Raw genomic sequence first — 21,940 nt, forward strand, 5'->3', positions numbered from 1 at the left:
AACCGCCCAGCACCGCCCCAGACAGGCCGATCTCCGCTGCGCCCTCAGTGGTCGTGATTCATGATCCGCTTGACCGGCGCCTCGATCAGCTGGGCTTCGCCCGTTACGAACCGAAGCTCGATCTCGACGGGCTCGCCCTCTTGCAGTGGCGCGGTCAACCCGATCAGCATCATGTGCAACCCACCCGGCGCCAGCGCTGCGCTGCCCCCGGCCGGGACGACGATCTGAGGCACCTGGCGCATCTGCATCACGCCGTCCACGTTCTGGTGATCATGCAGCTCCGCCACTTCCGCGGCCGGGGATTCCGCCGCTACCAGGACCACATCCCGCTCGCCCGGGTTGCGCAGCGTCATGAAGGCAGCGGAGGTCGACGAACCGGGCGGCACCGCACGCACGTGCGCGTTCTCGACGACCAGCGGGTCGGCAACGGCGACGAACGAGATCAGCGAGAAGCTGACTGCAGTCAATAGCGAACGGGGCGACATCATCTCGTGGCTCCTTGTTCTGGTGTGGCAGCATGCGCCAGGGAAAGAAAAAGCAGCATACTATAGGGTTTCCGGCCAAGGTCGCTGGATGCGTCAACGCGACACAGCCGAGCCTTAACCGGCAGATAATGAAGTGCTGGCACACTGGCAACCCAGACCGGACTTGCACGCTCTATTCGCCAGCGCTGAAAAGGAGCCGACATGGCATTTCGACTTACGCTAGGTACCGCGCTGGCATTGACTGCCATCGCTCCATGGGCAACCGCCGACGACTGGCCAGCTCCCGTGCGTGCCCTCGTCGAGCAGGGGCTCGAGATTCACGGTGAATTCAAGGCTCCCGGCGACCTGAAGGGTTACGCGGCTAGTCATCAAGGCCGCGAAATGACCCTGTTCGTGACCGCTGACGGCGAGCATGCCATCGTCGGCAACCTGGTCGACGCCGAAGGCAACGACCTTTCCGAAGCTCCGCTGGACGAACTGATTCGCGCCCCCCAGGAGGGCGAGCTCTGGCAACGCCTCGAAGAGAGCCACTGGATCGCCGACGGCAGCGCAGACGCTCCCCGGGTGCTTTACACCTTCACCGACCCCAATTGCCCCTACTGCCATCGCTTCTGGGAGGCGGCGAGGCCCTGGGTGGAGGCCGGCGAGGTCCAGCTGCGACACGTCATGGTGGGCATATTGGCCCCTGACAGCCCGGCAAAGGCGGCAGCCCTGCTGGGCGCCGACAATCCGGAGACAGCCTTGCACGCCCATAGCAGCGGTGACGGTATCGCCCCGTCAGCCCAGCCCCGCCACATCGAGGATCAGGTCTACCGCAACAACCAGCTTTTCGACGAGTTGGGCTTCTACGCCACACCGACCACGCTCTTCCTGCACGACGGACGCCTGGAGCGTGTGGATGGCATGCCCGACGAGGCGCGCCTGGTCGAGATGATGGGCGGCGAAGCTCTCTGAGCCGGCTTGGGTCGAGCCCCGCTCGGCGCGAACCGAGCGGGGCTTCCAACGGCTTCCCTCAATCCTCCAGATACTCGAAACGCGGCAATCCGACGTTCCAGGGCCGAATCTCTCCTTTCTCCCCCGTGTTGCCATGGTTTCCCAGCAGGGCGCCATCATGCTCACGCTCGGTGCCGTACTGTGTGTGCTTGTGGAAGGTGTCTGCGAAGCGCTCACGCGTCTCCCTGACGTCACCGGTGTAGCGAGGATCCTGAGGCCGTTCCTGGCTGGTGATGTACAAGGCAACGTCCCAGGCCTCCTGATCGGACAGGCTCATCGGTTGACCCAGCGGCATGTTGTGCTTGACGAAACCGGCCATGGTAAAGGTGCGCGAAATGCCTGCACCCCAGTTGTTGGAACCGTCGCCCCAGGGAGCCGGGAAGACGTACTCACCCGCCTGGTAGAGCCCTGAACCGTCCTCGCTGTGGCAGACCGCGCACTGCTCCTGGTAGATCTGCTCACCGCGAGCATAGTCCGGCGCCTGCTCAGGCTCGTCGAGACGCGGGAAGCCCCGCCCGTATATCGGCTGCCCCGGGTACATGGGCACGCCGGTAGCCAGCCACTGGTGGTAAGCCGAAAGTGCCACCATGTCGTCGCTGCCATAGATGGGTGGCGTGCCGTTCATCGAGTAGGCGAAGCAGCCGGCGATGCGCTCTTCCAGGTTGTTGACGTGCTGGTTCTTGCCGCGGAAATCGGGCAGCGTCACGGCTGCCGGCCACACTGGCCCGCTGAACGGCTGGCGCCCCTCGCCCAGGTGACAGCTCGAGCAGTTCATGTCGTTGAAGACATTCACGCCGCGCAATTGCTGCGTATTGGTGAACAGGTCGTAACCCCGCCGGATCACCTGCTTCAGCTCGGGATGCAGGTCTGCCTCCTCGAGGTCTTCCATGGTCGGCGGTACGTGCACCAGCTCGCCCTCCTTGGGAGCGGGATACCCCATTTCAACGAGGGTCTCGTACTCCGCCCAGACGCCGGCGCTCATGCCCCCTGCCAGAATGACGCCGGTCAGGGCCAGGCCAATCGATCTATTGTTCATGCTCTGTCCCCTTATTGTGCTGTCACTTTCTGGCTTGCGAGCCATGCCGCCACGGCGCGAATATCTTCGTCACTCATGCGCTTGGCGATGGCGCCCATCAGGTTCTGCGGATCGTTGCCTCGTTCATTCGCTTGCCAAGCGTGCAGCTGAGCCTCGATGTAGCCGGCGTGCTGGCTGGCGATGCCGGGAAAAGTGCTTCCTGCCCCCTCGTTGCCGGGACCATGACAGCTCTTGCATGAGACGATGTAGGCGTTCCAGTCACCCCGCAGCGCCAGTTGCTCACCTCGCGCAAGCAAAGCCTCGTCAGCCTCTCCACCGCCCTCCGCCTCGGTAACGGGCAGTTGGCTGTAGTACGCTGCCACGTCGGCGATCTGCTGATCGTCGAGCATGTTGGCGAAGGGTTGCATGGTGGCGTTTTGCCGCCGCCCCGCCTTGAAATCCTGCAGCTGTTTCGCGATGTAGTCGGCATTCTGGCCAGCCAGCCGCGGCCAGGACTCTGCTCCGTCGATGTGCTTTCCGCTACCATTCGCCTGATGGCAGGCCACACAGACGGCAGCGGCAGTCTCGCCGCGTTGCGGATCCCCCTCCTGAGCCACAGCCGGACCGGCCATGAGGCCAAGCATCAAGCCGAGGCGGACTGCGCTATTCACGGTCGTCATCTCGCATCACTCTCGTCGTTGTTATGGGTCCCTTGCGGGGCGTCTGGTCCGGGGTCGCCGGACCCTCATGTCGCCGCACGAGCGGCAGCGTCAGTCGAGCTTCGAAACTTCCCTGCGTGGGGCAACTGAAGGTCACGTTGCCACCGAAACGCGCTGCAATGGCCGCCACGATGGACAACCCGAGACCACTGCCCTGTTGCGTACCCCTTCGCCAGAAGCGGCGAGTAAGCTGCGCCAGAACCTCAGGGTCGACACCGACAACTTCATTACGTACGCAAATCGTCACCTGATCAGGCGCATCGCAGCCAGCCGGCTCGGGAACCACGTTCAGCGTAACGGGCGAGCCGTCATGGCCATGACGCAGCGCATTCTCGATGAGGTTGCGCAAGGCGGTAATCGACAATTCCCGCGGAATTGCCAGTTCCAGATCCGGCCAGGTGAGGGGCAGCTCGATATTGGCCGTGCCGGCTGGATCAGCGTCTCGCCGCGCCAAGATCACGACCTCCTCGATCTCGCTCGGTACGCCATCGTCGAAGACCAGCCGGCCCTCGACCCGTGAAAGCGTCAGTAGCTGATCGATGGTCCGGGACAGGCGAACGATTCCCTGCTCGGCATGCTTCAGAGCCTTGTGTGAGGCCGGACCCTCCAAGCGACGCGCCACCTGGAGGTGCGTCTTTGCCGCGGTCAACGGCGTGCGTAGCTCATGCGCCGCATCGCTGGTAAAGCGTTGCTCTCGGACGAAGGCGGCCCGAACTCTCGCCAGCAAGGCATTGAGGGTATCGATCAGAGGACGAATCTCGGCCGGCATACCAGCGCTGGAGACAGGTTCCATGGCGTCGGGATGACGCTGCGACAAGGCACCGCGAAGCTGCTCGAGCGGCGCCAGGCCGCGAATGACGCCGAACCATATCGCTACCAGACTTCCCAGCAACGCCACGACAAAGGGCACCACAGCCACCTTGATCACATTGCCCAGCAGCAGGTTTCGTTCATCCATTCGATCCGCCGTGGTGATGATCAGGCCGTCTCGCTCATAGGTGAATACCCGCCAGGTGACACCGTCCGATTCGCGATAGCTGTGTCCTTGCCCGCCGACTGCCAGAATGTCTTCCATATCGGCATGGGTACGCGCCATGATCTCGCCACTCGGGGAGTGCACCTGGCAGGCGAGCCCTTCGATGGGCGGGATCGTCAATGCTTGACGATCCGCCGCCAACCAGACCTCCTGAGGAAGCTGAGCCGCCAGCGCCGCCACCATGCGCGCCGACTGGGCGAGTCGTTGATCGAGCGTGGCTACGAACTGGTCATGCAGATCGCGCAGCAACCAGGCTGCGGCCAATCCCCAAAGCAACACCAGGGTGAGCCCCAGGGTAAGCAACAACCTTGCCCGCAGGCTCATGGCACCGCGTTCCGCTCGATACTCTGTCCGACACGCTCGGGCTTACCCAGACGGAAGCCCACACCACGCACGGTCTCGATCACCCCGCTTCCGAACTTGCGCCGCAGATGATGGATATGCACGTTGAGGGCGTTGCTCTCCACTTCCTCGTTCATACCGTAGAGGCTGTCCTTGAGTTGACCGGCGGACAGAACACTGCGCGGCGACTGCAGGAAGGTTTCCAGCAACACCAGCTCTCGCCGAGACAGCTCCACTGCCCGGCCATCCAGGGTGACCTCACGGGTTGTCGGGTCGAGGCACAAGGAGCCGTGCTCAACGCAGGCCCGTGTTCGTCCGGCGACGCGTCGCAGCAAGGCCTGCAAGCGGGCGACCAGCTCATCCAGATCGAAAGGCTTGATCATGTAGTCATCCGCACCGCCCTGCAGCCCCTGTACGCGATCGTTGACGGCATCGCGAGCAGTCAATACCAGAACCGGCAGGTCGACTCCGGACGCTCGCCACTCTTCTAGCAGCGTCAGGCCATCACCGTCTGGCATTCCGCGATCGAGTATCACCGAATCGCTCGACACGGCCTCCAAGGCCGAACGTGCCAAGGCCAGCGTCGGCACGTGGTCCACCACGAACCCATACAGACCCAGGCCGGCGCGAATCCCCGATGCCACCAGGTCATCATCCTCGACGAGCAACACATGCATAATGGAACCTCAAGCGTTGTGCGACACCTTGCCACGCATTCATTAACGCGGCGTTAAGCGGATGCAGGCGCTGCGCCAAGGCTGGCTATCCATTGGTCGCAGTGGGCTCGTCCTGTTTCCCAGCCTGAAAGGAAACATGAACATAATCTCAGCCTCGGGCGGGAATCGCGCGTGCCAGGAACCAGCCCGCCACCATCGCCGCGAGCATGGCAAACAGCGGCGCGGTAAGACCGGCGATGGAAGCAATGGCCGGACCGGGGCAGTAGCCGGAGAGCCCCCAACCGATGCCGAACAGGGCGGCACCGCCGATCAGCCGGCCATCCAGATCCTGGCGGGTCGGCAACTGAAAAGTCTCGCCCAGCATGGGTTTCTCGCGACGGAACACGACACGGTAGCCAATGAAGGTCGTCACCACGGCCCCGCCGAGTACGAACATCAGGGTCGGGTCCCAGTCGCCGAAAAGGTCGAGAAAGCCCAGCACGCGCGCGGGGTCGGTCATGCCGGCAAGCGCCAGACCCAGGCCGAACAGCAGCCCGGCGATGTAGCCCATGAACGTCTTCATGCCCCACCTCCAATGACGTGCCGCACCAGATAGACCGTGACGATGGCGCAGACCAGGAAGGTCACGGTGGCCACCATCGAGCGGGGCGACAGCCGCGCCAGGCCACAGACACCGTGGCCGCTGGTGCAGCCGCTACCCAGGCCGGTGCCGACTCCCACCAATAGACCAGCCACGAGCATGAGGCCGATGCCTCCTGCCGGCTGACCGACCACCTCGCCGGGTGCGCCGGCCACGTTGCCGAGACCTCCCCCCAGCGCCATGAGCAACAGCGGGCCGCTGACCAGACCGAGGACAAACGCCACGCGCCAGGCGCTGTCGCCCTTGGGCAGCGTGGTAACAAGGCTACCGACGATGCCGCTGATGCCCGCAATGCGCCCCAGCGTCGCCATCAGCCAGACGGCCGAAAGACCGATGAGCACACCACCTATCAACCCCTGCAGGCTTGCATTCCAGTCCACTTCTTCCCTCCTTCATTGATTCATTGAACGTTCTAGCGGGTCATGACCTATCGCTACCGTGCCCGTCTCGCTGCAGGCTCGACCCGGTGTGGCAGGTTCACCTCGCAGAGAGCACCAGGCGTCATAGGTGCTCAGGAACACCATGCCGGTCATGTCGCGACAGAAGTCGGTGTGCTTGAGCCGATCCATCACCGGCCCCTTGACCTCCGCCAGGTGCAGCTTGACCCCGGCATCCCGTAAGCGGGTATTGATCGCCTCCAGGCTCTCCAATGCAGAGGCATCGATCCTGTTGACGGCCTGGCAGGCCAACACGATGTGGTCGAGCCCCGGCTCACGCGCCGCCAACGACATCACCAGATCCTCCAGGTAGCGAGAGTTGGCGAAGTAGAGGCTCTCGTCGACTCGCAATATGGCCAGGCGCGGGTCCGTCTCGACGCGATGCCGCTTGACGTTGCGAAAGTGCTCGGTCCCCGGTACCCGACCCACCACTGCACTGTGGGGGCGGCTGGTGTTGTAGAGATGCAGCGCCAGCGACAGCCCCACCCCGGCGAGTATCCCGCTCTCCACTCCATGACCGAGCGTCACACCAATGGTGGCGAGCATGGCCAGGGCATCGGAGCGTGAATAATTCCAGGTATGCTTGATGGTCTTGACGTCGACCAGCGACAGCACCGCCACGATGATGGTCGCCGCCAGCGTGGCGATCGGCAGGTAGGCAATCAGCGGGGTCAGCAGAAGCGCGGCGATGGCGATGCCCACCGCCGTGAAGGCGCCGGCCGCAGGGGTTTCGGCGCCCGCGTCGAAGTTGACCACCGAGCGAGCGAAGCCCCCGGTGACCGGCATGCCGCCGGTCAGCGACGCGGCGATGTTCGACGTGCCCAGGCCCACCAGCTCCTGGTCCGGGTCGATGCGCTGACGCCGTTTGGCGGCAAGAGTCTGCCCCACCGAGACCGACTCAACGAAGCCGATCACACTGATCAGCAGTGCCGCCACGAACAGCTGACTCCACAGGCCGCTATCGAAACCGGGCAGGGTCAACGGCGGCAGGCCTGCCGGCACCGATCCCACCACGGCCACGCCCTGCCCATCCAGCCCCAGCCCCCAGGTGGCCACTGTGGTCACCGCCACTGCCAATATCGGCGCCGCCTTGGTCAGCATGTCCGCCGGTCGTGCCGGCACGCCCAGCTTGCGCAGGCCAGGCTTCAGCCAGCGGCGCACGACATAAAGAAACGCCAGCACGGAGAAGCCGATGACCAGCGTAGGCCCGTTCACTTCCCCCAGGTTACCGCCCAGGCTGGCCAGCAGTTCCAGCAGGTCGTGGCCGCGGGCCTCCACGCCCAGCACGTGCTTGAGCTGGCTGGCGGCAATGATCAGCCCCGAGGCGGTGATGAAGCCCGAGATGACCGGATGACTGAGGAAATTGGCCAGAAAGCCCAGCCGGGCAATCCCCATCAGGATCAGGATCAATCCCGACATCAGCGCCAGGGCCAGTGCCGCACCGAGGTATTCCGGCGAGCCCTGGGGGGCGATCTGCCCCACCGCTGCCGCGGTCATCAGCGATACCACCGCCACCGGCCCTACCGCCAGGGTGCGGCTGGTACCGAATATGGCATAGACCACCAAGGGCACAATGCTTGCGTACAGCCCCACCTCGGGTGGCAAACCGGCCAGCATGGCATAAGCCAGCGACTGGGGGATCAGCATGACGGTCACGATGACCGCCGCCAACAGGTCGCTGGACAAGGTGGCACGGCCGTAGCCCGGCAGCCACTGCAGGATCGGCAGGTAGCGCTTGGGATTCATCGCTCAGTTCTGCCCGGCAGCGGCTTCCAGCTGGGCACGACGCTCCTCGAGGTCATGCCCCGCGGCACGTGCCGCGGTCAGCAGCATGGGAATGTTGCATTGCGGCTCACGGCTGCGCGCATGTGCCCACAGATGCACCGCCCGCCTGCCGGTTCGGCAAAAGGCGAGGATCGGCGTGGGCAGCTCATCCAGAGCGCGGCCGAAGGTCTCGATATCGGTGTCACCGTATTCACCCGGCGCCACCGGGATGCAACGCCACTCGATCCCCAGCTTGGAGGCCTTGGCGCTGAGGGCGCGGTCGTCCGGGTGATCCTCCGCCTCGCCCGGACGGCGGTTGCATATCACCGCACGGAAACCAAGCCGGGCGACCTCCTCCAGATCGCCGGGAGTCAAGGCATCGGCGATGGCAAAGCCGGGTTCGAGTTGATGTATCTGCATGGGGGCTCGCCTCCCGTCCGGCTCAGAACTTGTTGATCGGCACCTTGAGGTAAATCTGGCCATTGTCCTCGGGCGGGGGCATATGGCCGGCTCGCATGTTGACCTGAACCGACGGCAGGATCAGGCGCGGCATGTCGAGGGTGGCATCGCGCTCGGTGCGCATCCTGACGAACTCCTCCTCGCTGATGCCTTCATGCACGTGGACGTTATGGGCACGCTGCTCGGCCACGGTAGTCTCGTGCTGGTACTCCTCGCGTTCCGGTGCCTTGTAGTCGTGGCACAGGAAGAGTCGGGTCTCGCCCGGCAGGGCCAGCACCTTCTGGATGGATTGAAACAGGGTGCGCGCATCGCCGCCGGGGAAATCGCAGCGCGCCGTGCCGTAGTCGGGCATGAACAGGGTGTCGCCGACAAAGGCGGCGTCGCCGATGACGTAGGTCAGGCAGGCCGGCGTATGGCCGGGTGTATGCAGCACTCGCCCTTCCAGGTTACCGATGGCGAAGGTATCGCCTTCCTCGAACAGGCGATCGAATTGGCTGCCATCACGGGCAAACTCGGTGCCTGCATTGAAGGCCTTGCCGAATACGTCCTGCACCACGGTGATTCTGGCACCGATGCCGGTCTTGCCACCGAGCTTCTCGTGAAGATAGGGGGCGGCGGAGAGGTGGTCTGCGTGAACGTGGGTCTCGAGGATCCACTCGACCTTCAAGCCCTCGCGCTGGATGAAATCGATGATGGCGTCGGCGGAACGCACGTCGGTTCTGCCAGCGGCGTAATCGAAGTCGAGCACGGAATCGACGATGGCGCAGGCGTTGCTGCCGGGGTCCTGCACCACATAGCTGAAGGTATTGGTCGGCTCGTCAAAGAAGTGGGTCACGATCGGCTTGGACATGTTTGATCGACCTCCGTCGGTGTGGCTTCCGAGCAATGGCATGAATATAGCACAAGCTATGTTATATGCATATACCATCTAGGAATAAAAAGGACCGACCCCGACCTTTCAGGCCAGGGTCCGCGATAAGCTTCAGAGCGACTTCTTGCAGAAGTACCAGTCGGTGTACTCGTAGCCCCGTCCCAGGGGCGACTGCGCATAAAAGACCAAGGAGAGAGCACCCGGCTACTTCCTGGAAAGCTTGCAAGTGTTGATGCCCAGCAGCTGATACGCCGGGCAGAAGTTGAACAGCCCGGTCGCCAGCGGCAGCACGCCGATCCAGCCCCAGACGCCGATCATGCCGGTCAAGGCCAGGCCGATCAGAACAGCACCGACCACGATCCTCAGAATTTTGTCGATACCGCCTACGTTGCTCTTCATAGATATCACCCCACGAGGTTGAGATTGGAAGCAATCGAACCGATAGAAGCACCTTTTAATTATTTTAAGATATATGCAAATAACCAAATACCCTAAGCATCGTAGCGCATTGCGGCATCGTTCACATGCGTCATGTGGCCGCATGACGATGTACATCAAGAAATCCAGCGGGAGAGGACTGAGCAGAGCCATTGCGGCCACAGCGCAAGCAAAAGACGCAACAAGCCTGCACGAGGCCAAGCTTGAGCAGCGCCTTGGGCGGGTGAAGCGAGCGACCGGCCATGGGATGGGAACCAGCGGCTATGCAGGTGGCTCACCCTTTAGGCAATTCGCTGGTTGATGTGCCGCTACGAACTTATAGCTCGATACGATCGCCGAAGGCAGGTATCTCTGCCTCGATGCCGCTCTCGGCAAGGGCGGCCTGCAAGACGACCTGGGTTTGGGGCTCGCCGTGCACGAGATAGAAGCGGGGCTTGTCTCGGAAGGCTCCGGCCCAGCCGATCAACTGGCTCTGCCCGGCATGGGCGGAGAAACCGCCAATGGTATGCACCTTGGCCTTGACCGCCAGCTCCTGCCCCAGCACGCGCACCCGCTCGGCACCGTCGACGAGCTGACGCCCCAAGGTGCCGGCAGCCTGAAAGCCGACGATCACGAGCCGGGTGTTGGGCTTCTCGAGGTTGTAGCGAAAGTGGTGAACGATGCGGCCACCGGTGCACATTCCGGCGCCGGCGATGATGATCGCCCCGCCGTGGATGCGGTTGATCGCCATCGACTCCTCGACCGTGCGCGTCATGCGCAGGATCGGCAGGTACTGGCTGGTATCGCCACTGGCAGCGATATTGAGCACCTTGAGATCCTCGGCATCGAGACTCTTGCGCGCGCGATGGTAGAGTTCGGTGACCTTGATCGCCATGGGGCTGTCGAGAAATACCATCTGCTGGCGCAGGCGCCCCTCGTGGTAGAGCACGCTGAGGTGATAGAGAATCTCCTGGGTGCGACCCACGGCAAAGGCGGGAATCAGCACGTTACCGCCGCTGGCATGGGCTTCCTCCAGCACCTGGGCAAATTCCTCGAGCGTCTCCTCGAGAGGCCGGTGGTCGCGGTCGCCGTAGGTACTCTCCATCAAGACCACGTCGGCCTCGTGCAGGCGGACGGGCTCCTTCATCAGCACCGAGCTGGGGTTGCCCAGGTCGCCGGAGAACACCAGCCGCTTGGCCTGCCCTCCCGATGGCACGGTCAGCTCGACGATGCCCGAGCCCAAGATATGGCCGGCATCCTGGTAGACCAAGGTCACACCGCCGGGCAACGAGATGGGCTGACCGTAACCATGGGACTGGCACAGCGTCAGCGTGCGCTCGACGTCCTCCAGCTCATACAGCGGCTCGATCAGCGGCTTGCCGTGGCGCTTGCGCCACTTGTTCTCCCACTCGACGTCCTTGGCCATGATGAAGGCGGCGTCCTCCAACATGATGTCGAGCAAGTCCCGCGTGCCGCGCGTGCAGTGGATCGGGCCGGCATACCCCTCACGAACGAGCTTGGGCAGCAAGCCGGCATGATCCAGATGGCCGTGGGAGATCACCACCGCATCCAGCTGCTTCGCCAGGGCGCCGAACGGCACGGCATTGTCGCTATCCGCCTGCCGGCCGCCCTGATGCAGGCCGCACTCCAGCAGGATGCGGTACGAGCGGTCGCTACCTTCCACCTCGAGCAGATAGCGAGAGCCGGTTACTTCTCCCACGGCACCTTGGAACGTAAATGTCGACATCTGCCCCTGCCCCTTCGCTGTGGCCGTTACATTTTTCAGCATACTCGAAGATGAGTCTGAAGATGCAGGGAAAACATGGATCTGGGTCAGGTTTGGCTGCAGTCCGCAAGACGCAGCACAGACCGAAAAACGTCAGTCCCGGGCATGACATTCCTGCGCTGCATGGGGTTGCATCATTAGGGTGGAGACACATCGCCAAAGCTACTTAACATACAGAAACAAATGCCCACGTGTTCCATGGGAGGGCTGACCATGAGCTCAACGGAACAACCGGAAGAGCAGGACGGTCTGGTCACGTCCGACAACGTGGAGGAGGCGGAGACAGCCACCACCGTCCAGTTCCAGCAGGGTGTCGACGGCTATGCGGGGGTCGTCGATACCTATCTCCACGGGGGCTCCAAGGCCACCAGCCGGGCCGGGGTCGCCACGCTCAACGTCGACAGCGACGACAAGGGCAACGCGGTACAGACGCTACTGCGCTTCGAGCAGATATTCGGCAGCGGATCCGGGCAGATCCCGCTGGGCGCCACCATCGTCTCCGCCACCCTGGAGCTCAACACCACCGGCAAGGGTGACGGCGCCCGGCTGCACCGCATGCTGATGCCGTGGAACGATACCGATACCTGGAACACCTTCACCGATGGCCTCCAGGCCGACGGCGTCGAAGCCCATGCCAGCGCCGACCTGACCACCGGCTTCGTGCCCGCCGGCACTACCCGGCTCGACGTCACCGCCAGCCTGCAGGCCTGGGCCGACGGCACGCCCAACTACGGCTGGGCGTTCCTGCCGACGGGCCCCAACGGCTGGGACTTCCACTCGGCGGAGGGCAGTACGCCACCGCGGCTGATCGTCGAGTACACCACCGACGGCAGCGAGCCCGGCAATAACCCGCCGGTGGCCAACGACGACAGCGCCACGACCACCAAGGACTCGGCCGTCGAGATCGCCGTGCTGGCCAACGACAGCGACCCGGACGGCGATCCGCTGGCGGTGGGCAGCTTTACCCAGCCGACCAACGGCAGCGTCATCCAGAATGACAACGGCAACCTCATCTACACGCCGAACCAAGGCTTCGTTGGGAGCGACACTTTCACCTATCACGCCTCGGACGGCGAGCTGGTCAGTGATGATCCCGCCACCGTAACCGTCACGGTCGAGGAAGACGAACCACCGCCAGCATCCGGCACGCTGCAGTTCCAGCAGGGCCTCGACGGCTATGCGGGTGTCGTCGATACCTATCTCCACGGCGGCTCCAAGGCCACCAGCCGGGCCGGGGTCGCCACGCTCAACGTCGACAGCGACGACAAGGGCAACGCGGTGCAGACGCTACTGCGCTTCGAGCAGATATTCGGCAGCGGATCCGGGCAGATCCCGCTGGGCGCCACCATCGTCTCCGCCACCCTGGAGCTCAACACCACCGGCAAGGGTGACGGCGCCCGGCTGCACCGCATGCTGATGTCGTGGAACGATACCGATACCTGGAGCACCTTCACCGATGGCCTCCAGGCCGACGGCGTCGAAGCCCATGCCAGCGCCGACCTGACCACCGGCTTCGTGCCCGCCGGCACTACCCGGCTCGACGTCACCGCCAGCCTGCAGGCCTGGGCCGACGGCACGCCCAACTACGGCTGGGCGTTCCTGCCGACGGGCCCCAACGGCTGGGACTTCCACTCGGCGGAGGGCAGTACGCCACCGCGGCTGATCGTCGAGTACACCACCGACGGCAGCGAGCCCGGCAATAACCCGCCGGTGGCCAACGACGACAGCGCCACGACCACCAAGGACTCGGCCGTCGAGATCGCCGTGCTGGCCAACGACAGCGACCCGGACGGCGATCCGCTGGCGGTGGGCAGCTTTACCCAGCCGACCAACGGCAGCGTCACCCAGAACGACAACGGCAACCTCATCTACACGCCGAACCAAGGCTTCGTTGGGAGCGACACTTTCACCTATCACGCCTCGGACGGCGAGCTGGTCAGTGATGATCCCGCCACCGTAACCGTCACGGTCGAGGAAGACGAACCACCGCCAGCATCCGGCACGCTGCAGTTCCAGCAGGGCCTCGACGGCTATGCGGGGGTCGTCGACACCTATCTCCACGGCGGCTCCAAGGCCACCAGCCGGGCCGGGGTCGCCACGCTCAACGTCGACAGCGACGACAAGGGCAACGCGGTACAGACGCTACTGCGCTTCGAGCAGATATTCGGCAGCGGATCCGGGCAGATCCCGCTGGGCGCCACCATCGTCTCCGCCACCCTGGAGCTCAACACCACCGGCAAGGGTGACGGCGCCCGGCTGCACCGCATGCTGATGCCGTGGAACGATACCGATACCTGGAACACCTTCACCGATGGCCTCCAGGCCGACGGCGTCGAAGCCCATGCCAGCGCCGACCTGACCACCGGCTTCGTGCCCGCCGGCACTACCCGGCTCGACGTCACCGCCAGCCTGCAGGCCTGGGCCGACGGCACGCCCAACTACGGCTGGGCGTTCCTGCCGACGGGCCCCAACGGCTGGGACTTCCATTCGGCGGAGGGCAGTACGCCACCGCGGCTGATCGTCGAGTACACCACCGACGGCAGCGAACCCGACAATAATCCGCCAGTGGCCAACGACGACAGCGCCACGACCACGGAGGAAGAGGCGGTCGAGATCGCCGTGCTGGCCAACGACAGCGACCCGGACGGGGATCCGCTGACGGTGGGCAGCTTCACCCAACCGGCCAACGGCAGCGTCACGCTGAACCCCAGCGGCACCCTCACCTACTCGCCGAACCAAGGGTTCATCGGCAGCGACAGCTTCACCTATCGCGCCTCGGACGGAAGTCTCCAGAGCGATTCGGCCACGGTCATCGTTTCCGTCGAATCCGGCATGCCCCCGCCTATTCCGCTGGAAACCTCTTATATTGCGACCGAATTCGGCACCGACCACCGACGCAATTTCGAGCACACCAATGCCAACAAGAGTTTCTTCCATGCCGGTACCTGGTGGGCCGTGCTACCGGAGCAAAGCGGCTGGCACGTGTATCGCTTCGACGGCACCCTACCCGAACCAGGCACGATGGGCGGGTGGTCGATAGCGAGCCCGACCATGATGACCAGCGGCCGCCGAGCCGACATCGCCTGGAATGACGCGACCGATACGCTGTACGTGCTCAATTTCGGACCCACCGAATCGACGCCGCATCTCTACGCCATGACATACGACACCCAGGCCGAGTCGTTCGCCGTGTCAGCTGAGATCAAGCTAGCCGGTTCGGGCGGCAAGCTGCCGGGGGTGGAATGGCAGCGCAATCCCGACATGGCGCTGGGAATGGATCAGAACGGCAATCCGCTGGTGGCCATTATCGGCCCCTCTGAAGCGGGCGGCGAACAGGGCTTGAAGCTGGCCTACCCGACCTCGAGCGACCTCTCGGCCTGGAGCGTGGTGGACATCGATGATGGCCCCACCACCGTCTCGGCCAGTAACGGCGACAACAAGGTCGACTTCGTGTCCTTCCAGTTGAACGGCGTCGACCATGTCGGTCTCGTCTACGGCGACAGCACCGCGAACGCCTGGAAGTTCGCCTCCCAGCCAACCTCCGCGACGCCGAGTGACTACGCCGACGGCTGGACCATAGAGCAGATCACCGACCGCGTGCCCCTGGACGATCATCTCGCCGTGGTATGGACCGGCAGCACCCTCGTCATGACCATGAAAGACGACACGGATGCGATCTGGTTGGTCAAGGGCCTGCCCGGCGCCTGGGAGGAGCCGGTACTGGTGCATGCCGCCTCCCACAAGGCCAGCCGGCCGACCCTGGCCTATGACGAAGACAATGACTTCATCTATGTCTTCTACCAGGAGAACGCCGTTAGCCCGTATGGTGATATTCACTTCAAGGTCTCGCAGGTCGCCGAGCTATCTTTCGACACCGCCTCCCCCGGTACGCGAATCCTGACCAGCGGCAGCAGCGACGAGAACATGATCGACCCGCAGACCCCCACACATGCCGTCGGAGAAGCTACCGGCGACAAGTTCTTTCTGTTCGCCCGCAACGCCGAGGCCAAGGAGATCTGGTACAACGACTTCCAGCTAGACGACGACATCTTCCTCGCCTGAGCACCGAGCTCGTCATGCCTCGCGCACCGCCCGGGCAAACATGTCGGTGAGCGGCTTGAGCAGATAGCTGGCGAAGGTACGCTCACCGGTGCGGATCATGACTTCCGCCGGCATCCCCGCCAGCAGCTGCATGTGGCTGTCCAAGGCCTGTCGCCCCGTGTCGGACACTTTCAGCCGAACGCGATAGAACCGCGCATCGGTCGCCTCGTCGACCTGGCTGTCGGCACTGACATAGACCACTTCAGCCAGGCTCGAATAGGTCTGGCGCTGGTTGAAGGCGGTAAAGCGGATCTCGGCCGCTTGCCCCGGGTACAGTCGGTCGACATCGCGTCCGGGCACGCGCGCTTCGATGATGAAGCCATCGCCTGCCGGTACCAGGTCGAGCAGCGAATCGCCCGGACGCACCACGTCGCCATTGGAATGCACGCGGCGTTCCACCACCGTACCGGCCACGGGTGCCCTTACCGTGGTTCGCAGAACCTGATCCGACAGCGAGATGATGCGCTCCTCGGCTTCCGATACCCGCGCCTGGACGTCGCGCAGCTGCTCGCCCACTTCTTTATGAAATTCCTGAATTCGAACCTCGCGCAGCATGCGGTTCTCGCTCAGTTGGGAGCCCAACCGACCGATCTCGGCACGCCGGCCGGCCACCTCGCCTTCGAGTTGCAGCAAGTCGCGCTCGACCTCCCGCAGGCGCAGGTTATCGACGAGTCCCCTGGCATAGAGCCCGCGCAAATCGTTCTCCTCGGCGCTTAGCGAGGCTAGGTGACGCTCTCCCAGCCTTACCGTCTCCTCCAGCCCTTCGATCTGTCGTCTTAGTTGTATGACCTGCTCGTCCAAGGCGTTCAGGGCACCGCGATGGGATTCCCGCCGCGCGACGAACAGTGCCTGTTGCAGGGCCAGCACCTCTTGAACCCTCGGCAGGTCGCTCGTTGCAAGTTCTTCGGGAATCGACAGCGTTGCATTTCCTTGCTGCTCGGCCAGCAGACGCAGTTCCGTGGCCCGGTGAATGAGGTATTGAGAGCGCATGATCTGCAATTGGCTGCGCGCCTGGGTGTCGTCGAGCACGACCAGGGGCTGGCCTGCCGTCACGCTGTCGCCATCCTCCACCAGAATCTCCCGCACGATACCGCCTTCGAGATGCTGAACCGTGCGCCGATAAGACTCCGCCGCCACGTACCCCGGCGCCACCACCGATACCGAGAGTTCCGCGGTAAAGGCCCAGCCACCGAAGCCCCCCAACCCCAGCAGCAGCACCAACAGGCCAAGGCGGTGATAGCGTCTCTCGTCGAGGGGAACGTGCGGTGGGGCCAATGCCGGCGCCGAGCCTGTCCCCCCGTATGGCTGGTCGTCTCGTGCCGTCGTCATCTTCGCCTCTCCACGGGTGGCGCCGCCTGGCGCGGCTGCGCCTCGGCGGCCGCACTGGGCACCGGCTTGATTGTCAGGCTTGCCATTACCTCTTCACGCCGGCCGAAGCGCTGCATCTCACCATCGCGCAACAGCAGCAGCCGGTCCATTCCCTTCAGCACGCTGATGCGATGGCTGATCACGCACAGGGTGACGCCCTCCTGCTTGAGCGCCGACATCGCCGCCGCCAGGGCCTTCTCTCCACGGTCGTCGAGGTTGGCATTCGGCTCGTCCAACACCACCAGCACGGGGTCTCCATAGAGTGCGCGCGCCAAGGCAAGGCGCTGACGCTGCCCCCCTGAGAGGCCGCTGCCGGAAGCGATGAGGGTGTCGTAGCCATCGGGGAGGGCCAGGATCATCTCGTGGACGCCCGCCTTGCGCGCCGCTGCCACGACCCGGATCGAATCGACCTCGCCGAAGCGGGCGATGTTCTCGGCAATGGTGCCATCGAACAGCTCGATGTCCTGGGGCAGGTAGCCAATGCACGGGCCCAAGGCGTCACGCTGCCAGCTTGCTATATCGGCTCCGTCGAGTCGCACCGTACCCGCCGACACGGGCCAGATGCCCAGCATGACCCGAGCCAGGGAGGATTTGCCGGCGGCACTCGGCCCGATGATGCCGAGGTGCTCGCCGGGTCCCAGCTCGAAGTGGATGTTGCTCAGCACCGCAACTCGGCCTCCCGGCACGCTTGCGGTCACGCCCTCCAGGCGCAGCCGGCCGCTTGGCCGTGGCAAGGGCATCCGCTCGGGCTCCATCGGTACCCTGAGCAGCAACTCCTCGAGACGGCGGTAGGCGCCACGAGCGGAAATGAAGCCCCTCCAAGTACCGATCATACGGTCGATAGGGGCCAGCGCTCGCCCCATGACGATGGAGCCGGCGATCATCATCCCCGGTGTCAGTTCTTCGCGCAGCACCAGCCAGGCGCCCAGTCCCAGGATCAGGGATTGGGCCAGCAGGCGCAGCACCCGTGCACTGCTGGCCAGCGCCTCGCCGCGATCGCTGGCCCGGGACTGCCCCGCCAGGTAGCGCCGGTGCCGCTGCGACCAGCGCGCCAGAATGCCCGGCAGCATGCCCATGGCATGCAGCGCCTCGGCGTTGCGCAGGTTGGCGTCGACCAGTTCGTTCGCCTTGATCTGTTCGATGGCAGCCCCGCTCAGCAGCGGCTGGGTCAGCTTCTCCCCCACTGCGGTCAGCGTCAGCAATACCAGGCCGGACAGCGTGGCGAACAGGCCAAGCCATGGATGGAAGAGAAAGAGCACTGCCAGGTAGACCGGTACCCAAGGGGCATCGAAGAAGACCAGCAGCCCGTTGCCGGCAAGGAACTGGCGCAGGGTAGCCAGGTCGGTGAGCGGCTGAGCCGACTGCCGGCTGCCCGTCAGCAGGCTGTGCCGAAACATGGCCTGGCACAACCTCCCGCTGAGCTGAAGGTCCAGGCGATTGCCGATACGCACCAAGATGCGCGAACGCACCAGCTCGAGCAGACCCATGATGAGGAACAGGAAAACCACCACCAAGGTGAGCATCAGGAGGGTCTCGCCGCTCAGGGTAGTCAACACGCGGTCGTATACCTGCAGCATGTAGATGGCCGGCACCAGCATCAGCAGGTTGACGAAGAGGCTGAAGAGCCCCACCGAGGCAAAGGAACCCCGACAGGAATGCAGGGCATGGTGAAGCTCCGAGGCTTGAGGTATCCGGACCATTGCGGGTCACCGAATGAAGAAGACGCCAACCCAACCTTCATTACAAAAAAGATACATACCGTTTCAATCACGGTAGCACGCCACGCGCACGTCACCACCAAGCGTGCAGGAAAATGAACCTAAAAGGTTGATGACGCTAAGCCTTTAGGCTGAGCAACCGAGGCATCGGACCGCCTACCTCAAAAACGACGACGCCTCGTGCCGTCACCGGCACGAGGCGTCGGGATGCGTTACCGCCGGATTCAGCGATAGACCGGGAAGCGGGCGCAGACGGCCTCGACCTTGCCCTTCACCTCGGCTTCGATGGAGGCGCTATCGTCACCCTTGGCCATGGCGTCGAGGATGTCGCAGATCCAGCCGGCCAGTTCGCGGCACTCGCCCTCGCCGAAGCCGCGGGTGGTTACCGCCGGGGTGCCGATGCGCAGGCCGGAGGTGACGAACGGGCTCTGCGGGTCGCCGGGCACGGCGTTCTTGTTGACGGTGATGTGAGCGCGACCCAGGGCGGCATCTGCATCCTTGCCGGTCAAGCCCTGCTTGATCAGCGAGAGCAGGAACAGGTGGTCTTCGGTGCCACCGGAAACCACGTCGTAGCCGCGCTCGATGAACACCCCGGCCATGGTCTGGGCGTTCTTAACCACCTGCTGCTGGTAGGCCTTGAACTCGGGCGCCATGGCCTCCTTGAAGCACACTGCCTTGGCGGCGATGACGTGCTCGAGCGGGCCGCCCTGGATGCCGGGGAAGACAGCGGACTGCAGCTTCTTCTCGATCTCGGCATCGTCTTCGGCAGAGAGAATCAGGCCACCGCGCGGGCCGCGCAGGGTCTTGTGGGTGGTAGTGGTCACCACGTGGGCATGGGGAAGCGGGCTCGGGTAGATACCGGCGGCCACCAGGCCGGCAATGTGGGCCATGTCGACCAGCAGGTACGCTCCCACGTCATCGGCGATCTCGCGGAACTTCGCCCAGTCGATGACCTGAGAGTAGGCAGAGAAGCCGGCGATGATCATCTTGGGCTGATGTTCGCGGGCCAGACGCGCCACTTCCTCGTAGTCGATGCGCCCCGTGTCGTCGATGCCGTACTGCACGGCATTGTAGTGCTTGCCGGAGAAGTTGGGCTTGGCGCCGTGAGTCAGGTGACCACCCGCGTCGAGGCTCATGCCCAACACGGTGTCGCCCGGCTTGACCAGCGCCTGGAATACGGCACCGTTGGCCTGGGAGCCGGAGTGGGGCTGAACGTTGGCGTAGGAGGCACCGAACAGCTGCTTGGCATAGTCGATGGCCAGCTGCTCGACGATGTCGACGTACTCGCAGCCGCCGTAGTAGCGCTTGCCGGGGTAGCCTTCCGCATACTTGTTGGTCAACTGGCTGCCCTGGGCCTCCATCACCCGGGGGCTGGCGTAGTTCTCGGAGGCGATCAGCTCGATGTGTGCTTCCTGACGGGCGAGCTCTTTCTGCATCGCATCGAACAGGGCGTCATCGAAACCGGCAATCGTCATGTCACGGCTGAACATCGGCGGGAAACCTCGCATCACGGGGAGAATCGGGATGCGCCATGATACCCCAGGCCATGATGGCTTTCACATGAAAGGCCGTCATGAGTGTGTGCAGTATTTCTCATGCTGGGTTTAGCGGGTCTCGAACTTGACGTTGAGCTTGTCGACCACCCCCAGCGGATCGGTTTGGTAGCTGGCCACGCTGCTCTCGGCGGGCAGGTTTAAGCGAACTTCCAACTCCTCGGCGGAACCCTCCAGCAGTTCGACCAGCCCCAGCAAGACCGCTTGCGCCTCCGGGCCGAACATCATGCCGAGCCCCTGGGCCTGGGTGCGCGCCTGCTCGACGTACTGTGCCTCGGTCATCCCTTCCATGGCTGCACCCAGGGTTGCCAGACGAGCAAACAAGCCCGCGTCGGTGAGGCTCAGCCGCATGTCTCCCCCCAGCAAGGTCGCACGCTCCAGCCAGTCGGGGTCGGCGAAAGCATCGGCCGGCGTCACCCCGGCCGGCAGTCGCACCGGCAGATTGACGTCGAACAGCAGACGCAACGCGTCCTGAACAACGATCTGGCTATCGCTGACCAGCACGCTGTGCTCGCCCTTCTCCTGCCAACTACCGAGAAGGGCGGCGTCGAGCCGTAGTTCGCCGCTGCCGTCGGTCAGCACGTTGCTAACCATGCGCAGCTGGGTACGCTCCTCTTCGGGCGCCAGCTCGATCATGCGCGCCAGATCGAGCTGAAGCCCCTCGAGGCGCATGCCGCCCTTGCCATCATTGAAATCACCATCGACGTCGAGCATGGCCAGGCTGCCGACCAGTTCGCTGGCATCGACGTCGAGATCGCGCAGCAGCAACGACGCCAGCGTTTCTTCACCTTCGGTATCGAGCCCGGTCAGTTCCTCGAGACGCAGCGAGGCCAGGGTGAAGGAGCCCGAGCCAATCTCGTCCAGATTTTCCGCCGCCCCCGCCACGCCGGTGATCTCGAGCATGCCGATGGCGTCGTGGGTCAGCGATTCGCCGCGCACCCGATCGATGGTCATGCGTCCTTGGCCGTCCTGCAAGGGCGTGTCGAAGAAGAGTTCCTCGCCCAACTCCGAGGCCAGTTCGAGCACGATGCCGTCGATGGCCAGGCTGCCGAGACGTACCTCATCGGGAGCCAGTTCCGCATGCAGCGGGAAGACCGCGTGCGAAGGCTCTCCCAGCACGATTCGCTCCGCACTCATCAGCGTCAGCTCGGTGAGGCTGTCCTCGATGCGCAATCCTTCCAGCGTCACCTCGTCGGGGGCGTCGTAGTCGCCGCTGACGATATAGCGATCGATCACCAGACGCTCGCCCTCCTCGGCCTCGAAGACGATCTCCTCGGCGGTCACACGGGATCGCAGCATCCCGCTCGAAACCTCGCCCAGCGAGAGGTTGCCGCCTGCGCCGAACAGCGCCCGCAGGTCGGCCTCGAGCCGCTCTGCATCGGCGGCTACGGTAGTACTGCCGCCCATGAGCGCCACGCAGGTCAGCAACTGGCCCAGGCGAGTCACCGAGGAGTTAAAGGCTTGCATGAACATCACCTCCTGTGAATGCATAGAAACCGGAGTGGCGATGTCAGCCAGCGCCACGCTTACACAGTGTAACCTTATCGGTAGTGCAGTTG

Annotated in this window: 18 protein-coding genes; 2 read left to right on the forward strand and 16 right to left on the reverse strand. The window is 64.1% G+C overall.

Features of this window, described 5'->3' with window-relative positions:
- Nucleotides 1-44: 44 nt before the first annotated feature.
- The gene (locus HNO53_RS15815) at nt 45-488 is read right to left on the reverse strand and encodes a copper chaperone PCu(A)C (RefSeq protein ID WP_209473559.1); all 444 of its coding nucleotides are present in this window, start codon (nt 486-488) and stop codon (nt 45-47) included.
- Between the two features lie 198 nt (nt 489-686).
- Between HNO53_RS15815 and dsbG the strand changes: the two genes are divergently transcribed.
- The gene (gene dsbG / locus HNO53_RS15820) at nt 687-1,439 is read left to right on the forward strand and encodes a thiol:disulfide interchange protein DsbG (RefSeq protein ID WP_209473560.1); all 753 of its coding nucleotides are present in this window, start codon (nt 687-689) and stop codon (nt 1,437-1,439) included.
- A 58-nt stretch (nt 1,440-1,497) separates the two neighbouring features.
- Here dsbG and HNO53_RS15825 read toward each other — a convergent pair whose 3' ends face one another.
- The 11 genes from HNO53_RS15825 to HNO53_RS15875 form a co-directional block, all read right to left on the reverse strand.
- A complete protein-coding gene (locus HNO53_RS15825) occupies nt 1,498-2,514 on the reverse strand; it encodes a c-type cytochrome (protein ID WP_209473561.1) in 1,017 nt (338 codons plus the stop codon).
- Nucleotides 2,515-2,525: 11 nt separating this feature from the next.
- Entirely contained in the window at nt 2,526-3,164 is a 639-nt protein-coding gene (locus tag HNO53_RS15830; protein WP_242597446.1) for a c-type cytochrome, read from the reverse strand.
- A complete protein-coding gene (locus tag HNO53_RS15835) occupies nt 3,157-4,572 on the reverse strand; it encodes an ATP-binding protein (RefSeq protein WP_209473563.1) in 1,416 nt (471 codons plus the stop codon). Before HNO53_RS15835 ends, HNO53_RS15830 begins: the two co-directional genes overlap by 8 nt.
- On the reverse strand, nt 4,569-5,267 hold the full coding sequence (locus HNO53_RS15840) for a response regulator (protein ID WP_209473564.1): 699 nt from the start codon (nt 5,265-5,267) through the stop codon (nt 4,569-4,571). The genes HNO53_RS15835 and HNO53_RS15840 overlap by 4 nt, the downstream gene beginning before the upstream one ends.
- A gap of 148 nt (nt 5,268-5,415) precedes the next feature.
- Nucleotides 5,416-5,829: a DUF6691 family protein gene (locus HNO53_RS15845; RefSeq protein WP_209473565.1), complete on the reverse strand. Its 414-nt coding sequence runs from the start codon at nt 5,827-5,829 to the stop codon at nt 5,416-5,418.
- The gene (locus HNO53_RS15850; RefSeq protein WP_209473566.1) at nt 5,826-6,287 is read right to left on the reverse strand and encodes a YeeE/YedE family protein; all 462 of its coding nucleotides are present in this window, start codon (nt 6,285-6,287) and stop codon (nt 5,826-5,828) included. Before HNO53_RS15850 ends, HNO53_RS15845 begins: the two co-directional genes overlap by 4 nt.
- Nucleotides 6,288-6,299: 12 nt before the next feature.
- Nucleotides 6,300-8,090, reverse strand: coding sequence for a SulP family inorganic anion transporter (locus HNO53_RS15855; protein ID WP_209473567.1), 1,791 nt, complete (start codon nt 8,088-8,090; stop codon nt 6,300-6,302).
- Between the two features lie 3 nt (nt 8,091-8,093).
- On the reverse strand, nt 8,094-8,528 hold the full coding sequence (locus HNO53_RS15860) for a protein tyrosine phosphatase family protein (RefSeq protein WP_209473568.1): 435 nt from the start codon (nt 8,526-8,528) through the stop codon (nt 8,094-8,096).
- Between the two features lie 22 nt (nt 8,529-8,550).
- On the reverse strand, nt 8,551-9,417 hold the full coding sequence (locus HNO53_RS15865; protein ID WP_209473569.1) for an MBL fold metallo-hydrolase: 867 nt from the start codon (nt 9,415-9,417) through the stop codon (nt 8,551-8,553).
- Between the two features lie 225 nt (nt 9,418-9,642).
- Nucleotides 9,643-9,837, reverse strand: a complete 195-nt coding sequence (locus tag HNO53_RS15870; protein ID WP_209473570.1) for a YgaP family membrane protein — start codon at nt 9,835-9,837, stop codon at nt 9,643-9,645.
- A 355-nt stretch (nt 9,838-10,192) separates the two neighbouring features.
- Complete coding sequence (locus HNO53_RS15875; RefSeq protein ID WP_209473571.1) at nt 10,193-11,602, reverse strand: MBL fold metallo-hydrolase RNA specificity domain-containing protein; 1,410 nt, start codon at nt 11,600-11,602, stop codon at nt 10,193-10,195.
- A gap of 252 nt (nt 11,603-11,854) precedes the next feature.
- On the opposite strand from HNO53_RS15875, the gene HNO53_RS15880 reads away from it, so the two are divergent.
- Nucleotides 11,855-15,703: an Ig-like domain-containing protein gene (locus HNO53_RS15880; RefSeq protein ID WP_209473572.1), complete on the forward strand. Its 3,849-nt coding sequence runs from the start codon at nt 11,855-11,857 to the stop codon at nt 15,701-15,703.
- A gap of 12 nt (nt 15,704-15,715) precedes the next feature.
- Here the strand turns inward: HNO53_RS15880 and HNO53_RS15885 are convergent, their stop codons facing one another.
- The 4 genes from HNO53_RS15885 to HNO53_RS15900 all read right to left on the reverse strand — a co-directional run bounded on the left by HNO53_RS15885 (nt 15,716) and on the right by HNO53_RS15900 (nt 21,848).
- Nucleotides 15,716-17,071 (reverse strand): HlyD family type I secretion periplasmic adaptor subunit, encoded by a 1,356-nt coding sequence (locus tag HNO53_RS15885; protein WP_209473573.1) that lies wholly within the window; start codon nt 17,069-17,071, stop codon nt 15,716-15,718.
- A complete protein-coding gene (locus HNO53_RS15890) occupies nt 17,068-18,810 on the reverse strand; it encodes a type I secretion system permease/ATPase (RefSeq protein WP_209473574.1) in 1,743 nt (580 codons plus the stop codon). The genes HNO53_RS15885 and HNO53_RS15890 overlap by 4 nt, the downstream gene beginning before the upstream one ends.
- Nucleotides 18,811-19,052: 242 nt before the next feature.
- The gene (gene glyA, locus HNO53_RS15895) at nt 19,053-20,318 is read right to left on the reverse strand and encodes a serine hydroxymethyltransferase (protein ID WP_209473575.1); all 1,266 of its coding nucleotides are present in this window, start codon (nt 20,316-20,318) and stop codon (nt 19,053-19,055) included.
- Between the two features lie 114 nt (nt 20,319-20,432).
- Complete coding sequence (locus HNO53_RS15900; RefSeq protein WP_209473576.1) at nt 20,433-21,848, reverse strand: hypothetical protein; 1,416 nt, start codon at nt 21,846-21,848, stop codon at nt 20,433-20,435.
- Nucleotides 21,849-21,940: the final 92 nt, after the last annotated feature.

The sequence above is a fragment of the Billgrantia antri genome (genome assembly GCF_017868935.1).
Taxonomy (GTDB): domain Bacteria; phylum Pseudomonadota; class Gammaproteobacteria; order Pseudomonadales; family Halomonadaceae; genus Halomonas; species Halomonas antri.

What these genes read in the sequence shown, in the direction of transcription:
- HNO53_RS15855 (WP_209473567.1), bottom strand. Translation starts at nt 8,090, where the DNA reads ATGAATCCCAAGCGCTACCTGCCGATCCTGCAGTGGCTGCCGGGCTAC.
- HNO53_RS15890 (WP_209473574.1), bottom strand. Translation starts at nt 18,810, where the DNA reads ATGGTCCGGATACCTCAAGCCTCGGAGCTTCACCATGCCCTGCATTCC.
- HNO53_RS15845 (WP_209473565.1), bottom strand. Translation starts at nt 5,829, where the DNA reads ATGAAGACGTTCATGGGCTACATCGCCGGGCTGCTGTTCGGCCTGGGT.
- HNO53_RS15870 (WP_209473570.1), bottom strand. Translation starts at nt 9,837, where the DNA reads ATGAAGAGCAACGTAGGCGGTATCGACAAAATTCTGAGGATCGTGGTC.
- HNO53_RS15880 (WP_209473572.1), top strand. Translation starts at nt 11,855, where the DNA reads ATGAGCTCAACGGAACAACCGGAAGAGCAGGACGGTCTGGTCACGTCC.
- HNO53_RS15860 (WP_209473568.1), bottom strand. Translation starts at nt 8,528, where the DNA reads ATGCAGATACATCAACTCGAACCCGGCTTTGCCATCGCCGATGCCTTG.
- HNO53_RS15885 (WP_209473573.1), bottom strand. Translation starts at nt 17,071, where the DNA reads ATGACGACGGCACGAGACGACCAGCCATACGGGGGGACAGGCTCGGCG.
- glyA (WP_209473575.1), bottom strand. Translation starts at nt 20,318, where the DNA reads ATGTTCAGCCGTGACATGACGATTGCCGGTTTCGATGACGCCCTGTTC.
- HNO53_RS15875 (WP_209473571.1), bottom strand. Translation starts at nt 11,602, where the DNA reads ATGTCGACATTTACGTTCCAAGGTGCCGTGGGAGAAGTAACCGGCTCT.
- HNO53_RS15815 (WP_209473559.1), bottom strand. Translation starts at nt 488, where the DNA reads ATGATGTCGCCCCGTTCGCTATTGACTGCAGTCAGCTTCTCGCTGATC.
- dsbG (WP_209473560.1), top strand. Translation starts at nt 687, where the DNA reads ATGGCATTTCGACTTACGCTAGGTACCGCGCTGGCATTGACTGCCATC.
- HNO53_RS15835 (WP_209473563.1), bottom strand. Translation starts at nt 4,572, where the DNA reads ATGAGCCTGCGGGCAAGGTTGTTGCTTACCCTGGGGCTCACCCTGGTG.
- HNO53_RS15900 (WP_209473576.1), bottom strand. Translation starts at nt 21,848, where the DNA reads ATGCAAGCCTTTAACTCCTCGGTGACTCGCCTGGGCCAGTTGCTGACC.
- HNO53_RS15865 (WP_209473569.1), bottom strand. Translation starts at nt 9,417, where the DNA reads ATGTCCAAGCCGATCGTGACCCACTTCTTTGACGAGCCGACCAATACC.
- HNO53_RS15825 (WP_209473561.1), bottom strand. Translation starts at nt 2,514, where the DNA reads ATGAACAATAGATCGATTGGCCTGGCCCTGACCGGCGTCATTCTGGCA.
- HNO53_RS15840 (WP_209473564.1), bottom strand. Translation starts at nt 5,267, where the DNA reads ATGCATGTGTTGCTCGTCGAGGATGATGACCTGGTGGCATCGGGGATT.